Source organism: Pararhodobacter zhoushanensis (assembly GCF_025949695.1).
Lineage (GTDB): Bacteria > Pseudomonadota > Alphaproteobacteria > Rhodobacterales > Rhodobacteraceae > Pararhodobacter > Pararhodobacter zhoushanensis_A.
This window is the reverse complement of sequence record NZ_JAPDFL010000001.1, coordinates 540,182-555,401: the sequence shown is the minus strand read 5'-3', so window position 1 is coordinate 555,401 and position 15,220 is coordinate 540,182. Positions and strand designations below refer to the sequence as shown.

Below are 15,220 nucleotides of genomic sequence, written 5' to 3'. Positions count from 1 at the left end.
GGGACGGCTTCGTCCCATCGTGGGACATTACAACACGTAGCGGCTCAGATCGGTCGAGCGCGACAGTTCGCCGATGTTCTTCTCGACAAAAGCCGCGTCCACCACCACCGATTGTCCGCCCCGGTCCGGCGCGGCAAAGCTCAGCTCCTCGAACACCCGTTCCATCACCGTATAGAGCCGCCGCGCGCCGATATTCTCGACCGCCGTGTTCACCTCGGCCGCGATCCGCGCCAGCGCGTGGATGCCGTCTTCGGTGAAGCTCACCTCGACCTCCTCGGTCTTCATCAGCGCGGTATACTGCCGGGTCAGCGCGTTGTCCGTCTCGGTCAGGATGCGCACAAAGTCATCCTCGGTCAGCGCCCGCAGCTCGACCCGGATCGGCAGACGCCCCTGCAGTTCCGGCAGCAGATCCGACGGCTTGGCGACGTGAAACGCACCGCTCGCGATGAACAGGATATGATCCGTCTTGACCGGCCCGTGCTTGGTGGAAACCGTCGTGCCCTCGATCAACGGCAGCAAATCGCGCTGCACACCTTCCCGGCTCACATCCGCCCCGCGCGTTTCGGCCCGCGCGCAGACCTTGTCGATCTCGTCCAGAAACACGATGCCGTTCTGCTCGACCGCCTCGACGGCGGCGACCTTCACCGCCTCCTCGTCCAGCAGCTTGTCGGCCTCTTCGCTCAGCAGGATGTCGTGGCTTTCCATCACCGTCATGCGTTTCTTGGTCGTGCGCCCGCCGAACGCCTTGCCGAACAGATCGCCCAGATTCATCCCCTGCGCCTGCATGCCCGGCAGTTCCAGCATCGGCATCGACGGCGCGGCGTCGGCGATTTCCAGCTCGATCATCGTGTCGTCCAGCTCACCGGCGCGCAGCTTCTTGCGGAACAGATCCCGCGTGCCCGAGCGCGAGTCCTTGCCCGCAATCGCATCCAGCACCCGCTCTTCCGCATTCGCCTGCGCCCGGGCACGGACATCTTCGCGCATCGCCTCACGGGTCATCGCCATCGCCGCATCCACCAGATCGCGGATGATCTGCTCGACATCGCGGCCGACATAGCCGACTTCGGTGAACTTCGTCGCCTCGACCTTCAGGAAGGGCGCTTTGGCCAGCTTGGCCAGACGACGGCTGATCTCGGTCTTGCCGACACCGGTGGGGCCGATCATCAGGATGTTCTTGGGATACACCTCGTCACGCAGATCCGCAGACAGTTGCCGACGCCGCCACCGGCTGCGCAGCGCCACGGCGACGGCGCGCTTGGCGTCGGCCTGGCCGATGATGAAGCGATCCAGCTCGCTGACGATTTCGCGGGGGGTCAGGTCGGTCATTTGCGGATGCTCTCCACGGTCAGGTTGCCGTTGGTGTAGACACAGATCGACGCGGCAATCGCCATCGCCTTGCGCGCCACCTCTTCGGCGGGAAGGTCGGTCTCCATCAGCCCGCGCGCCGCCGCCGCGGCGAAATTGCCGCCCGAGCCGATCGCGGCGATGTCATATTCCGGTTCCAGCACGTCACCCGCGCCGGTGATGACCAGCAGGTCATCGCCATCGGTGACGATCAGCATGGCCTCAAGATTGCGCAGGTATTTGTCCATGCGCCAGTCCTTCGCCAGTTCGACGCAGGCGCGGGTCAGCTGGCCCGGGCTCGCCTCCAGCTTTTTCTCCAGCCGCTCCAGCAAGGTAAACGCGTCGGCGGTCGACCCGGCAAAGCCCACCACCACTTCACGTCCCGGTGCCCCGATCCGGCGCACCTTGCGGGCCGAGCCCTTGATCACCGTCTGGCCCAGGCTCACTTGCCCGTCGCCCGCGACGACCACTTCACCGCCGCGCTTGACGGCCAGGATCGTGGTTCCGTGCCAGCCGGGAAACTTGTCTTCTGCCATGGTCAAGCCTTTCGCATTGTCCTGCCCTATATGGCGGCGGGGGGCCTTGGTCGCAAGAACCCCCCTCTGGCGGGGGTCCGGCACGGGCGTTAAGCTGCGGGCATGAAACCCGTTCACCCCCTCTCTCGCTGCCCGATCCCGACGCCACCGACCGCTTCGCGCAGGCGATGGCGGGTGTCGTCGGCGCGGGCGATGTCTTGTTGCTTGACGGCCAGATCGGCGCCGGCAAGACGCATTTCGCGCGCGCGCTGATCCGGGCGCTGGGGGTGGATGAAGATATCCCGTCGCCGACATTTACCTTGGTGCAGACCTATGAGGCCGGGATCGAGATCTGGCATGCCGATCTCTACCGGCTCAGTCATCCCGACGAGGCGGTCGAGCTGGGTCTGACCGAGGCGTTCGAGACAGCGCTGTGTCTGGTCGAGTGGCCCGAGAAACTGGGCGCAGATCGGCCAAAACAGGCTCTAACATTGCAGTTTTCTTTGGAAGGCGAGGGGCGGCTTGTCGCCTTCGCTTCGGATGATCCAGCCTGGGAGGCGCGTCTTGCCGATGTTTGAACCGCTCGACGGTCCCCGCGTTTTCGGTGTCGCGCCGGGCGCCGATTTCCCCGCCGAACTGGCGCGCGGGTTGCGCGAACGTGTGGCGGGGCTTTCGCCCGAAGCGCTGGCGCGGTGCGAGGTTTTGGTGAACACCGCGCGGATGCAGGAACGTCTGCGCGCTGCGCTGATGGCGCAGGGGCCGGGGTTTCTGCCGCGCCTCCGGTTGATCGGTCAAGTAGCCGGGGGTGAGACGGACGCCCCCCTGCGCACCCGTCTGGAACTGGCGCAACTGATCCGTCAGCTGCTGCAGGCCGAGCCGGATCTGGGGCCGACTTCTGCCGCGTTTTCGCTGGCCGAGAGCCTGTTTCGCCTGCTCGACGAGATGCAGGGCGAGGCCGTGACACTGGACATTCTCGACCAGCTCGACGTGTCCCAACACTCGCTGCACTGGGACCGGTCCTTGCGCTTCATTCGGCTGATCGCGCGGTTCCTTGGGCCCGCATCCGGCGGGCAGGCGCAATTGCGCGCGGCGGTGGAACGGTTAACGGCGCACTGGGCCGAGAAACCGCCGACCCATCCGCTGATCATCGCCGGGTCAACCGGGTCACGCGGGCCAACCGCGTTGCTGATGCAGGCCGTCGCGCGGCTGCCGCAGGGCGCACTGGTGCTGCCGGGCTTCGACTTCGCGCTGCCGGGGCCGGTCTGGCGCAGTCTGGACGATCCCCTGCAATCCGAGGACCACCCGCAGTTCCGCTATGCGCACCTAATGGAGGGTGTCGGCGCAGAACCCCGCGCCGTGCAGCCGTGGACACAGGCGAGCGCGCCCGACCCGGCGCGCAACGCGCTGGTCTCGCTGGCGCTGCGCCCGGCGCCGGTGACCGACCAATGGCTGCGCGATGGGCCGGGGCTGGGCGACCTTTCCGGCCCTACGGCGGCACTGTCGCTGATCGAGGCTGCGACGCCGCGACAAGAGGCGCTGGCGATCGCGCTCTGCCTGCGCGACGCGGCGGTTCAGGGGCAAAAAGCGGCTCTAATCACGCCGGATCGTACGCTTGCGCGTCGTGTCACTGCCGCGCTCGACCGCTGGCATCTGCGCCCCGATGACAGCGCCGGGCGGCCCTTGTCGCTGTCCGCGCCGGGTCGTTTCCTGCGCCAGAGCGTCGAGCTGCTGACCCGCCCGGTCACGGCAGAGGCGCTGATTGCCCTGCTCAAACACCCCATTGCCCATAGCGCCACCGAGCGCGGCCCGCATCTGCTGCATCTGCGCGATCTGGAACTGTACCTGCGGCGCAAAGCGATCCCGTTCCCCGACCGCGCCGCGCTTGAGGGCTTCGCCGCGCGTGATGAGGCGCGCAAGGCCTGGGCCGACTGGCTTACCGGCGCGCTGGAAGCGTTGCCGGGTGAGGGAGAGCGCCCGCTGGCCGACTGGGTCGCCGCCCATGCCGCTTTGATCGCACATCTGGCGGCGGGGGCGGGGGGTATCGGCACCGGCGAGCTGTGGAGAGAGGCGGCGGGCGAGGCAGCGCTGTCGCTGTTCGACGATCTGACCGAACATGCTGTCTTTGGCGGTGAGATGCTCGGAAGTGACTATTCGGCTTTGTTAGAGACGCTTTTCGTTGGCCGCGAGGTTCGCGAAGTCCTGGAAAGCCATCCGCAGGTGATGATCTGGGGCACGCTGGAGGCGCGCGCGCAGGGGGCCGATCTGGTGATCATGGGCGGGTTGACCGAGGGCACCTGGCCCTCGGCCCCCAGCCCCGACCCGTGGTTCAACCGGCGCATGCGGCTGGACGCGGGGCTGTTGCTGCCCGAGCGGGCGATTGGCCTGTCCGCGCATGACTTCCAGCAAGCCGTCTGCGCGCCGCGCGTCGTGCTGTCGCGCGCCCGCCGGAACGCCGAGGCCGAGACTGTGCCCTCGCGCTGGCTGAACCGCTTGACGAACCTGATCGGCGGGCTGAAGGCGCAGGGCGGCGAGGCCGCGCTGACCGCGATGCGCGACCGGGGCGCGCGGTGGCTCTCGCTGGCCGACGCTATGGAGGCCGATCTGCGCGCTGTGCCTGCGGCCAGCGCCGCGCGCAGCCCGCGTCCCGCCCCGGCCCCACCCGCGCAGGCGCGGCTGAATGAGTTGCCGGTGACGCGGATCGAGAAGCTGATCCGCGATCCCTATCACATCTACGCCGAGCGCATCCTGCGGCTGGCCAAGCTCAATCCGCTGGCCCCGCAGGCCGACGCGCGGCTGCGCGGGACGGTGCTGCACAAGGTGCCCGACGATTACGTCAAGGCGCATCCACCCGGCACGCCTGCCGATCTGGACGCGTTTTTCGCAATCGCAGAGACTGTTTTGGCCGAACACTGCCCCTGGGTCGCGACCCGCCTGCACTGGCGCGCACGGCTGGAACGCACGGCGCGGGACTTTGTCGACTGGAACGCGGCACTGGGCAGCGAGCCGGTGCTGCGGGAAGAGCGGGGCGCGATTACCCTCGCCAATCCGCCCTTCACACTGACCGGCCAGCCCGACAGGATCGACCGGCTGCCCGATGGCAGCCTGCAGATCTATGACTACAAGACCGGCAGCCTGCCCAGCAAAAAGCAGATCGAGTTCTTCAACATCCAGCTGGTTCTGCTGGCGATGATGGCGGGCGATGATGCCTTTGGCCTTGGCCCTGCCGACGTGACGCTGGCGGAATTCGTCGGTCTGGGCAGCGCCTTCAAGCGGCAGGAGTCGCCCAGCGACCCGGGCACTGTGGCGGAACACCGGGCCAAGCTGTTGGATTTGATCACGACCTATCGCGACCCCGAGCAGGGCTTCACCGCCCTGCGCGCGGTCGAGCTGGAGACGCATTACGGCGATTACGACGCATTGTCGCGCCGGGGGGAATGGGAAGTGACGGACAAGCCGGTGACGATCCGCGTGGGCCACGCCGATGGATGAGGCCACGCTGAACCAGATCCGCGCCGCGGAACCCTCGGCCTCGACCTGGCTGGCGGCGAATGCGGGCTCGGGCAAGACCAAGGTGCTGATCGACCGGGTGGCGCGGCTCTTGCTGAACGGCACGCCGCCGCAACGGGTGTTGTGCCTGACCTATACCAAGGCCGCCGCCAGCGAGATGCAGAACCGGCTGTTCCAGCGGCTGGGTGAATGGGCGATGCTGGAGGATGCCGAGCTGATCGCCCGGCTGCAGGAGATGGGCGAGCAGGTCGCCGATCCTGATCTGCTGCCGCGCGCGCGTCGCCTCTTTGCCCGCGCGATCGAGACGCCGGGCGGGCTGAAGATCCAGACGATTCATGCGTTCTGTTCGTCGCTCCTGCGTCGCTTTCCACTGGAGGCGGCAGTGACGCCGGACTTCTCCGAGGTTGAGGAGCGCAGTCTTGAGCAGTTGCGGCTGGAACTGCTGGACCGTTTCGCGCGCGGGCCGGAATCCGGGGCGATGCACGCGCTGTTGGTTCGGTTGAACGAAGAGGCATTCGGCAAGCTTCTGGCCGATTTTGGCAAGCATAGAGACGCTTTTGTAGGGGAAATGCCCGATCTGGACCCGCTGTTCGATCTGCCGCGCGGGTTTGATGAGGATCAGCTGTTGGGGGCTGTTTTCGACGGGGACGAGGGGGATCTTTTCGCGCGTCTGGTACCCAAGCTGCGCACGGGGGGGCCGAATGACAACAAACTGGCCGACACGCTGAGCGGAATGCGCGAGCCGGGGCTGGCGGATTTGCCGGCGTTGGAAGGCAAGCTGCTCACCGGCGCATCGGCCAAGGAACCCTACACCGCCAAGACCGGTAAACACGTCACCAAGGGCACCGCGCCCAGCATCGGGCCGGATGATCTGGACGCGCTGGACGCGCTGGGTCAGCGGGTTGAGGACGCGCGCGCCCTGCGGCTGGCGCTGTCGGCGCGGGATATGGCCTTTGCGCTGCACCGTTTCGCGCGGCTGTGGCTGCCGGCCTTCGATGCGGCCAAGGCGCGGCGCGGGTGGCTGGATTTCGACGATCTGATCCGTCTGGCGCGCGATCTTTTGTCGAAAAGCGAGGTCGCGCAGTGGGTGTTGTTCAAGCTCGACGGTGGCATCGATCACATTCTGGTGGACGAGGCGCAGGATACCTCACCCGGACAGTGGCGGGTGATCGAGTTGCTGACGCAGGAGTTCACTGCCGGTCTGGGCGCGCGCGATGAGCTGCGCACGATCTTTGTGGTGGGGGACCGCAAGCAGTCGATCTACTCGTTTCAGGGCGCGGATCTGATGGGGTTCGAACGCACGCGCGAGCAGTTTCGCGCGCGGCTGGCGGCGGTAGAACAGGGTCTGAGCCTGCAGGAATTGAAGCATTCCTTCCGTTCATCGGACGCGGTTCTGCGGCTGGTGGACCAGTGCTTTGCGCCCGAGGCCGGGGCCGGCGGCCTTGGCGGCGCGCCCGAGCATCTGGCGTTTTTCCCGGCGATGGCGGGGCGGGTCGATCTGTGGCCCGCCGTGCCCAAACCGGAAAAGCCGGAGGAAACGCCGTGGGAGAGCCCGGTCGACCGCCCCTCGCCGGATAACGCCGAGGTCGAGCTGGCGCGGATGATCGCGCAGCAGATCCGCGCGATCATTGACCGGGGCGAGCAGTTGGACACGCGCAAAGGCCCGCGCCCGGTGCATGAGGGCGATTTCCTGATCCTGGTGCGGCGGCGGCGCTTGCTGTTTCACGCGCTGATCCGGGCGTGCAAGGCCGAGGGGCTTGAGATTGCCGGGGCCGACCGGCTGAAACTGGGCGACGTGCTGGCGGTGCAGGATCTGATCGCGCTGCTCAAGTTCCTCGCGCTGCCTGAGGATGATCTGTCGCTGGGCGTCGCGCTGCGCTCGCCGCTGTTCGGGCTGGATGAGGACGCGCTGTTCCGGCTGGCGCATGGCCGCAAGGGGTTCCTGTGGGAACGGCTGCGCAAGGAACCGGCACTGGCGGCGGTGCGCGCGGTGTTGGACGATCTGCGCGGGCAGGTCGATTTCCTGCGACCCTATGAGCTGATCGAGCGGATTTTGACCCGCCATGACGGGCGGCGGCGGATTCGCGCCCGTTTCGGAGCCGAGGTTGAAGATGCGCTGGAAGCCTTCGTCGATCTGGCGCTGACCTATGAAACCGGGCATGTCCCGTCGCTCGATGGGTTTCTGGGCTGGCTTGAGGCTTCGGATGCCGAGGTGCAGCGCCAGTCGGAATCCGCCGGGCGCAGCATCCGGGTGATGACGGTGCATGGCTCGAAAGGGCTGGAAGCGCCGATTGTGATCCTGCCTGACACGGCAGCGCGCAAAGCGCCAAACGCGGCGACGCTGGTCGAGGTGGGCGGCGTGCCGATCCTGCGCGCGACCAAGGACGGTGCGACGCTGCAGCAGCGTGAGGCGGATGAGGATGTCGCGCGGCTGCGCGAGGAAGAGAGCGACCGGCTTTTGTACGTCGCGCTGACGCGGGCCGAGCGGTGGCTGATCGTTTGTGCGGCGGGCGACGTCGAGGGGCCGTGCTGGTACAGCCGGGTTGAAACCGCGATGGCGGCGCTGGCACCGGTGCCGCTGGACACGCCGACCGGGGCGGGGCTGCGCCACGCGCATGGCGATTGGCCCGCGCTGGGCGCGCGGGCGGAACCGCCAGAAAAAGGCTCTGACCTTGCCGAATTGCCCGATCTGCCGCCGGAACCCGAAGGGTTGCGCGCGCTGACACCCTCGGCGCTGGGCGGGGCGAAGGCGCTGCCGGGCGCGGGGGATGAGACGGATGTAGCGCTGGCGCGGGGGAGTTTGATCCACCGGCTGTTGGAGGAGCTGCCAGCGCTGCCGGAAACGGAGCGCGCCCTGCACGGCGGCGCGCTGATCCTGGGGCAGCCCGACGGCGAGGCCAGTCTGGCCGAGGCGATGGCGGTGATGGCCGCCCCGGCGCTGGCTGAGATCCTGAGCGGTGAGGCGCTGGTCGAGGTGGCGCTGTCGGGCGACTGGAACGGGCGGCAGATGTGGGGGCTGATCGACCGGCTGATCATCACGCCTGAGCGGATTCTGGCCGTCGACTTCAAGTCCAACCGTGCCGTGCCGCGCGATGCGGCGCAGGTGCCCGAGGGGCTGCTGCGCCAGATGGGGGCCTATGCGCATCTGCTGGGCGCGCTTTACCCCGGTCGGCGCATCGAAACGGCCCTGTTGTGGACCGCGACGGCGCATTTGATGCCGCTGGATCCGGCGGCCGTGGCGGCGGCACTGGCGCGTGCTGCCCTTGACCGGGGTGCGGTGGCTTCATAGGTAGAAGGGAACACAAGTTATCCCCCCCGCTTTCAGATTGCCGTCAGGAGACACCCCATGGCCACTTTCCCCGTAACCGACGCCACCTTCGAAGCCGAAGTGCGCAACAGCGAGCTTCCCGTTGTCATCGACTTTTGGGCCGAATGGTGCGGCCCGTGCCGTCAGATCGGCCCGGCTCTGGAAGAGCTGTCGGCTGAATTCGACGGCCGCGTGCGCATTGCCAAAGTGAACGTCGACGAGAACCCGCAGATCACCGCTGCGATGGGCATTCGCGGCATCCCGGCACTGTTTCTGGTGAAAGACGGCCAGGTTGTTGCCAACAAGGTCGGTGCTGCACCGAAAGCCGCGCTGCAAAGCTGGATCGAAGCCTCGATCTGAACGCCGGTATCGCGCATTGAGAACGCCGGGCCCCAAGGGTCCGGCGTTTTTTCATACGCTGGCGTGCAGGACTTGTGCGCGGGTGGTGGTGCTGACGGGTGTCTCGATCTGGGCAAACGAGATCATCAGCGCACCGGTAGAGGTGCGCCGCGCTTCGATGCGCAGCTGTTCGCCGTCCGCCATGCGCATCAGCCCGCTCACCGGCTGGCCGTCATGCTGCCCCGGTCGGCTGAGCGCCGCAACGCGCGACCACAGCGCGGGATCGTCGCCGGCCTCGCGCCAGTTGTCCAACGCCTCGGGCAGCGTGACGGCGTTGAGCGATTCCTCGCCTTCAAGCATCCAGAGTTGGCTGAAGGCGGTATTGGTCAGCATCAGCTGGCCGGTCGCGGAGAAGACGGCGATTGCTTCGTCCAGCTGGTTGAGAACGGATTGGCTGGTTTCCATCTCGGCCCGGACGTGGCGGTTGTGATGGGTTTCCGAGGTGATGTCTTCGATCAGAAAGGCCAGCGCCCCGTCCGGGTGGGGTGACGCGCTGACGCGGAAGGTCTGGCCGCTTGGCAATGACCAGGTTTCTTCGAATTCGCCCACCGGCGCGCTGGTTTCGATCTCAAGCAAGCGCCGAGCCCAGCTGCGATAGTCGCGCGGCTCGGGCAGGACGTGTTTGTCGCGCATCCGGTTGAGAAAACCCTCAATCCCCGGGCGCGACAGCAGAAATTCGGGTTCCAGACCGGTCAGATCGGTGAGTGCGGGGTTGAACATTTGCAACCGCCGCGCGCGATCGAACACGGCCAGACCGATGGGAAGCGTGGCGAAGGTTTTGGTCAGCGTCTGGATAAAGTTGCTTTTGGTGCGCTCGGCCTGATGGGCGTTATCGGCGGGCAGCGCATAGGCCAGCGTGCTCTCACCGCCGTTTACCCGGGTCAGATCGAACCAGGACTGGCCGTCGTCATCGGGATTGGGCAGAGAAATGCGCTGGCCGGGTCCGACGGTTACGGCAGGAAAAAGGGCGGGCAGGGGCCAGGCGATAGCCACGCCTTTGCCCGAGTCAGTCAGATATTTCAGATAGGCGCCGTTCGCCCAGGTCACCTGCCCCTGCGCGTCTTCACGCCACAACAGCAGCGGCGCGGATTCGGTCATCTGACGCAAGAGGTTCAGCTCATCCTGCAGGGCGCGAAAACTGAGCCGATCGAGCAGTATCGCCCCTTCGTCTGACAGGGCGTCGATCACGGTAAGCCGAAGCGCACCGTCCAGCCAGTCCAGCACCACCTCGGTCGCGCAACCTTTGATCCCGGTGAGCCGGGTTTGGTGCTGCCGGGGCGCGGTGTCGATTGCGGCCGGCAGATCGGGGATATCCGCGCTGAGAAACCGGGTGAGCCGTTCCCAGTCGTCAATGCTGTGACCGTCGCTTTGGCGCAGCGATTCAAGCAAGGCGTGACCGCGTGCGTTGGCGTCGACCAGCGAGGTGCCGTCAAACAAGAAGGCGGCATCGCTGCCCGTTCCGACGCCTGAGCCGCTGCGTGACCGCGACGGAAGGACGGCAGAAACAATCAACAGTATCGCCACAACCGTCAGGGCCGAGGTTCCAACGAGGACCAGCGCGAAGCCTAGCGTTGTGGGCATGGGACCATCCTGTCTGCTGTCCGCAAAGACACGCGCGTGTCTTTGCCGAGATCGCCGACTATCGGTCAGATTGGTTAAGCCCGCGTTAAGACCCGCGGCAAAGCGTGCCGCCGGAAGGGTCGGGTCAGGACGTGCCGGATCCGATCGGCGCGTTTTCCCCAAGTGCGCGGCGGGCGTTGCTTTCGATGGCACTGCGGGGCCAGCGAACCTCGGCCATGGCGCCACAGGGCTCACCGGGAACCCCCAATGGTGCGCCGTGCTCGCTGCAATTGCCAAAGCGCACAGCGGCACCGGTGCGTTCCAGCAGGGTTTTGGCGATGAACAGTCCCAGACCCATCCCCTCATATTCAGGCCGCGAGTCGCTGCGCGGGGAATAGCCGCGCCTCTCGCGCAGGTAAGGCTCGCCCATCAGGTCCAGCAGATGCGGGGGATAGCCGGGGCCGTCGTCAATAACGCGCAGGGTGATGTGGGTCTCGGTCCATGTCGCTTCGACCCAGACCTGCGATTGTGCAAAATCGACCGCGTTCTGGACCAGATTGCGCACACCGTGGATGATCTCGGGGCGGCGCTGGATTTCCGGCATGCGGCCGTGATCGGCGGCGAAATCAACCACAACGATCTTGCCGCGCTTGGCGTGGGGCTCGGCGGCCTCATCGACCACGGCGCGCAGGGGCGCATTGCGCAGGTGCAGATCGTCTTTCCCAGCCTGACCCATCGAGTGCAGGATGGCGCGGCAGCGGTCGGCCTGTTCACGGATCAGGCGCGCATCGTCGGCCAGTTCGGGGTCATCCAGCGCCTTGATCAGCTCGGACGAGACCAGCTTGATGGTGGCAAGCGGCGTGCCCAGTTCATGCGCGGCGGCGGCGATCACCCCGCCCAGATCTGTCAGCTTCTGTTCGCGGGCCAAGGCCATGCTGGTGGCCAGAAGCGCCTCGGCCAGCGTTTGCTTTTCGGCGGCGATCGAGCGGGAATAGAGCCCGATAAAGGCGATCCCGATCACCAGCGCGGCCCAGAAGCCGAAGCGGAACAGGTCAGGCAGCAGCAACAGTGCGCCATCGGGCAGGCGCAAAGGTTCAAACGTAAACGCCAGCGTTGACGCAAGAATGGCGGTGCCCACACCAAGGATCAGCGTCGAGCGGGTTTGCAGCGCCGTGGCGGCGATGGTGACGGGGGCGATGAGCAGCAGCGCGAAGGGGTTGTTGAGGCCCCCGGTCAGGAACAGCAGCAAGGCCAGTTGGGTGGTGTCGAAGGCGAGGGTGAGCAGGGCCTCGGTCTCGGACAGGCGCTTGGTGCGCGGGAACAGATAGGCCGACAACAGGTTTGATGCCGCCGAGACGCCGACAACGGCCAGACAAAGCGTCAGCGCAAAGTCCAGATTGAACAGATAGCGGGTGACCAGAAGTGCAAGGACCTGCCCGCTGGCGGCCAACCAGCGCACGCGTGTCAGCGTTTCCAGCCGGACCCAATGGCCCTGCACATCACGGTTCATCAGGCTCAGGGTGGAGTTTTCCATCAAGCGGCCTTGTGTCGCGGTCACGGGTTTGCGCCTTGTTACGCGCGCCGGGCTGAGGCATCAAGCGGCTCTCAAGGACGCGAGGACGCCATGATCAAGACCTATACCATCGGTGCTGCGGCATTTATCGCCGGGCTTTTGGGCGTGTTGGGCTACATGGCCTTTTCGCCCGACAGCGACGATCCCTTTGGGCCCTGCCGGACGGCAGCGGTGCAGGGTGGCCTGTCGTCGATTGGCGGACCCTTCGAACTGATCAACAGCGCCGGGCAGACGGTGACCGACACCGATGTTATCACCATGCCCAGTTTGGTGTATTTCGGCTACACCTTCTGCCCCGATGTCTGCCCGCTGGACAGCGCCCGCAACGCGCTGGCGACCGAGATTCTGGAAGGCGAAGGCAGCGTTGTGCAGCCTGTGTTCATCTCGATCGACCCCGAGCGCGACACGCCTGACGTCGCCGGCGAGTTCTCCAGTATCTTTCACCCGCGCATGATCGGCCTGACCGGCAGTGACGAGCAGGTGCGCGCCGCCTCGCGGGCCTATCGCACGTTCTTCTCGCGGCAGGCCGGGGATGACGAATTCTACCTCGTCGACCATTCGACCTTTACCTATCTGGTCTTGCCCGAACACGGCACGGTCGAGGTGTTCCGCCACGACCTGAGCGCTGAACAAGTGGCGCAAACGGCGCAATGCTTCATCTCGCGGGCGTAACGCCCCTTATCTGGATTCTTGCATCCAGATTTGATTTCGCCTCTCATGACGACTAGATCGTTCTCAACAACGCGAGGGACTTGGCATGGCCGATGATAGCCCGCTCGATCTTGGCGAGGATCCATCGCTGCTTTTGGTGGATGACGATGAGGTGTTCCTCAAGCGTCTTGCCCGAGCGATGGAACGGCGCGGTTTTGCCGTCGAGACGGCCGGATCGGTCGCGGCAGGCAAGGCGCTGGCGCTGGCCCGCCCGCCCGCTTACGCGGTGATCGACCTGCGGCTTGAGGACGGGAACGGGCTGGACGTGGTGGAAGCCCTGCGCGCCAAACGGCCCGATGCGCGGATCGTGGTGCTGACCGGCTATGGCGCGATCGCCACGGCGGTGGCGGCGGTGAAGATTGGCGCGACGGATTACCTGTCGAAACCCGCCGATGCCGACGAAGTGGTCAACGCCCTGCTGCAACACGAAGGCGCGGTATTGCCCGAGCCGCCAACGAGATCCGATGTCGGCAGACCGTGTGCGCTGGGAGCATATTCAGCGCGTTTACGAGCAATGCGACCGCAACGTCAGCGAGACGGCACGGCGGCTGAGCATGCACCGGCGGACCCTGCAGCGCATTCTGGCCAAGCGCAGTCCGCGCTGAGGCCGGGTGAGGGGGCCAGCCCCCTCGGCGCGTGCCGCGCCTTCACCCCCCGGGATATTTTCGGACAGATGATGAACCCGGTTCGGGTGCGGAAAATTTTAGGAAAATTTTAGTCGTCGGATTCCAGTTCCGAGCGCAGTTCGCGCAGGACCGGCAGGATGGCCCGCACCTTGTCGATGCCGATCTTGCGGGCCAGCGCGCCGATGATCGGTGCGATGGCATGCAGGGCGGCATCGCGCGCGGCGCGGCCCGAGGGGCTGATGGACACGAATTTGCGCCGCGCGTCGTCCCAGTCGGGGCGGATGTGGATATGTCCTGCGACCTCGAGCTTGGAGAGAGTGTTGGTCATCGCGCCGCGGGTAACGTGGAACGACTTGGCCAGTTGCGCCGGCGTGCGCTCGTCCTGGGTGCGGGCGAGGTGGTTGAGCACCGAGAAATGCGACAGCTCCATCCCTTTGGGCAGCACTTTGGACAGCCGGGCACGGGCCAGCTGATCGGTCATGAACAGCTCGGCAAAGAGCGGGACCGCGAGGTCGTCGGCGGGCTTCACGCGCGCGGCTCCGGCGCGGCATAGGGCCGGTCGTGGCTGAGGGCGGGAACGCGGCCACGGGCGCTGTCGACGGCGCGCATGTCGAGATCGGCGAAGATCACGCCCGGCTCGGTTCCGGCGTTGGCGATCACTTCGCCCCAGGGCGCGATGGCCAGCGCGTGGCCATGGGTGGCGCGCTGGCGGCCGGTGGTTTGCGGGTGTTGGCCGGTCTGGGCGGGGGCCAGAACATAGCAGCCGGTCTCGATGGCGCGGGCGCGCAGCAAGGTTTCCCAATGCGCGGCACCGGTAACCGGGCTGAACGCGGCGGGGACGGTGAGTACCTGCGCCCCGGCTTTCGCCAGCGCGCGGTAGAGATGGGCGAAGCGCACGTCGTAGCAGATGGTCATGCCCAGCGTGGCGAAGGGTGTCTGTGCGGTGACAGCGCGGTCGCCGGGGCGGATGCCGGCGGATTCGCGGTAGGTTTCGGTTTCCGAGACCTGCACGTCGAAGAGGTGGATCTTGTCATAACGCGCCGTGATCGCCCCGTCGGGGCCGATCAGCAGCGAGCGGTTGGCAAAGCGCGGGTCGCTGTCATCCCCGGTCTTGAGGATCAGCGAGCCGGCCAGCAGCCAGATCCCGGCGCGCGCGGCTTCGTCGCGGAGCATGGCCAGCACCGGGTCGTCGGCTTCCTGCGTCAGGACGCCCTGCTGGTGCTTGCGGTCCGCCGAGATGCAATTGGTGCACTCGGGCGTCAGCACAAAGCCTGCGCCCCCGGCGACGGCCTCGCGTACCGCGTCGCGCACGAGAGCGACGTTCTCTGACGGCAGGTCGCCGACGCTCAGCTGCACGATCCCCGCGCGCATCGGCTCAGCCCTGCAACAGCGGGTCGAGCCCGCCGCGCCGGTCCAGCGCCATCATGTCGTCACAGCCGCCGATATGGGTCTCGCCGATGAAGATCTGCGGCACGGTGCGGCCGCCGCCCGAGCGCTTGATCATTTCGGGCTTGCGATCGGGGTGGGCGATGACGTCGATTTCGGTGAACGCAGCACCCTTGGATTTCAGCAGCCGCTTGGCAGCGTGGCAATAGCCGCAGAAGGGCGAGGTGTAGATCTCGATGACAGGATTGGGCATGGGACATCCTTTCGCGTTTCAAAGGGATGTAGTGCGCTA

General features: G+C 66.5%; 12 protein-coding genes and 1 pseudogene. 6 read left to right on the top strand and 7 right to left on the bottom strand.

Features of this window, described 5'->3' with window-relative positions; all coding sequences use genetic code 11:
• Window positions 1–27: 27 nt before the first annotated feature.
• Both hslU and hslV read right to left on the bottom strand, forming a co-directional pair.
• Window positions 28–1,326 carry an ATP-dependent protease ATPase subunit HslU gene (hslU, locus tag OKW52_RS02835; protein ID WP_264504364.1) on the bottom strand — a complete coding sequence of 433 codons (1,299 nt, stop codon included), beginning with the start codon at window positions 1,324–1,326 and terminating at the stop codon, window positions 28–30.
• Entirely contained in the window at window positions 1,323–1,880 is a 558-nt protein-coding gene (gene hslV, locus OKW52_RS02830; RefSeq protein WP_127106341.1) for an ATP-dependent protease subunit HslV, read from the bottom strand. The genes hslU and hslV overlap by 4 nt, the downstream gene beginning before the upstream one ends.
• A gap of 128 nt (window positions 1,881–2,008) precedes the next feature.
• On the opposite strand from hslV, the gene tsaE reads away from it, so the two are divergent.
• Genes tsaE through trxA form a run of 4 tightly spaced genes read left to right on the top strand, consistent with a single transcriptional unit; the run spans window position 2,009 to window position 9,033 of the window.
• The gene (gene tsaE, locus OKW52_RS02825) at window positions 2,009–2,437 is read left to right on the top strand and encodes a tRNA (adenosine(37)-N6)-threonylcarbamoyltransferase complex ATPase subunit type 1 TsaE (RefSeq protein ID WP_264507641.1); all 429 of its coding nucleotides are present in this window, start codon (window positions 2,009–2,011) and stop codon (window positions 2,435–2,437) included.
• Window positions 2,430–5,348 (top strand): double-strand break repair protein AddB, encoded by a 2,919-nt coding sequence (gene addB / locus OKW52_RS02820; protein WP_264507640.1) that lies wholly within the window; start codon window positions 2,430–2,432, stop codon window positions 5,346–5,348. The genes tsaE and addB overlap by 8 nt, the downstream gene beginning before the upstream one ends.
• Window positions 5,341–8,655: a double-strand break repair helicase AddA gene (addA, locus tag OKW52_RS02815; RefSeq protein ID WP_264504363.1), complete on the top strand. Its 3,315-nt coding sequence runs from the start codon at window positions 5,341–5,343 to the stop codon at window positions 8,653–8,655. The genes addB and addA overlap by 8 nt, the downstream gene beginning before the upstream one ends.
• Window positions 8,656–8,712: 57 nt before the next feature.
• A complete protein-coding gene (trxA, locus tag OKW52_RS02810; RefSeq protein WP_127106333.1) occupies window positions 8,713–9,033 on the top strand; it encodes a thioredoxin in 321 nt (106 codons plus the stop codon).
• A 51-nt stretch (window positions 9,034–9,084) separates the two neighbouring features.
• Here the strand turns inward: trxA and OKW52_RS02805 are convergent, their stop codons facing one another.
• Window positions 9,085–10,653, bottom strand: coding sequence for a PAS-domain containing protein (locus tag OKW52_RS02805; RefSeq protein WP_264504362.1), 1,569 nt, complete (start codon window positions 10,651–10,653; stop codon window positions 9,085–9,087).
• 124 nt (window positions 10,654–10,777) lie between these two features.
• Window positions 10,778–12,166, bottom strand: coding sequence for a sensor histidine kinase RegB (gene regB / locus OKW52_RS02800; RefSeq protein ID WP_264504361.1), 1,389 nt, complete (start codon window positions 12,164–12,166; stop codon window positions 10,778–10,780).
• Window positions 12,167–12,256: 90 nt separating this feature from the next.
• Between regB and OKW52_RS02795 the strand changes: the two genes are divergently transcribed.
• Window positions 12,257–12,877 (top strand): SCO family protein, encoded by a 621-nt coding sequence (locus OKW52_RS02795; protein WP_264504360.1) that lies wholly within the window; start codon window positions 12,257–12,259, stop codon window positions 12,875–12,877.
• An 85-nt stretch (window positions 12,878–12,962) separates the two neighbouring features.
• Window positions 12,963–13,521, top strand: a pseudogene (locus OKW52_RS02790) (ActR/PrrA/RegA family redox response regulator transcription factor).
• 109 nt (window positions 13,522–13,630) lie between these two features.
• On the opposite strand, the gene OKW52_RS02785 reads toward OKW52_RS02790, so the two are convergent.
• The 3 genes from OKW52_RS02785 to grxC are packed head-to-tail and all read right to left on the bottom strand — an operon-like array spanning window position 13,631 to window position 15,181.
• Window positions 13,631–14,023 carry a MarR family winged helix-turn-helix transcriptional regulator gene (locus OKW52_RS02785; RefSeq protein WP_264507639.1) on the bottom strand — a complete coding sequence of 131 codons (393 nt, stop codon included), beginning with the start codon at window positions 14,021–14,023 and terminating at the stop codon, window positions 13,631–13,633.
• Window positions 14,024–14,067: 44 nt separating this feature from the next.
• Window positions 14,068–14,913, bottom strand: coding sequence for a carbon-nitrogen hydrolase family protein (locus OKW52_RS02780; protein WP_264504359.1), 846 nt, complete (start codon window positions 14,911–14,913; stop codon window positions 14,068–14,070).
• Window positions 14,914–14,917: 4 nt separating this feature from the next.
• A complete protein-coding gene (gene grxC / locus OKW52_RS02775) occupies window positions 14,918–15,181 on the bottom strand; it encodes a glutaredoxin 3 (RefSeq protein WP_127106321.1) in 264 nt (87 codons plus the stop codon).
• Window positions 15,182–15,220 lie beyond the last annotated feature (39 nt).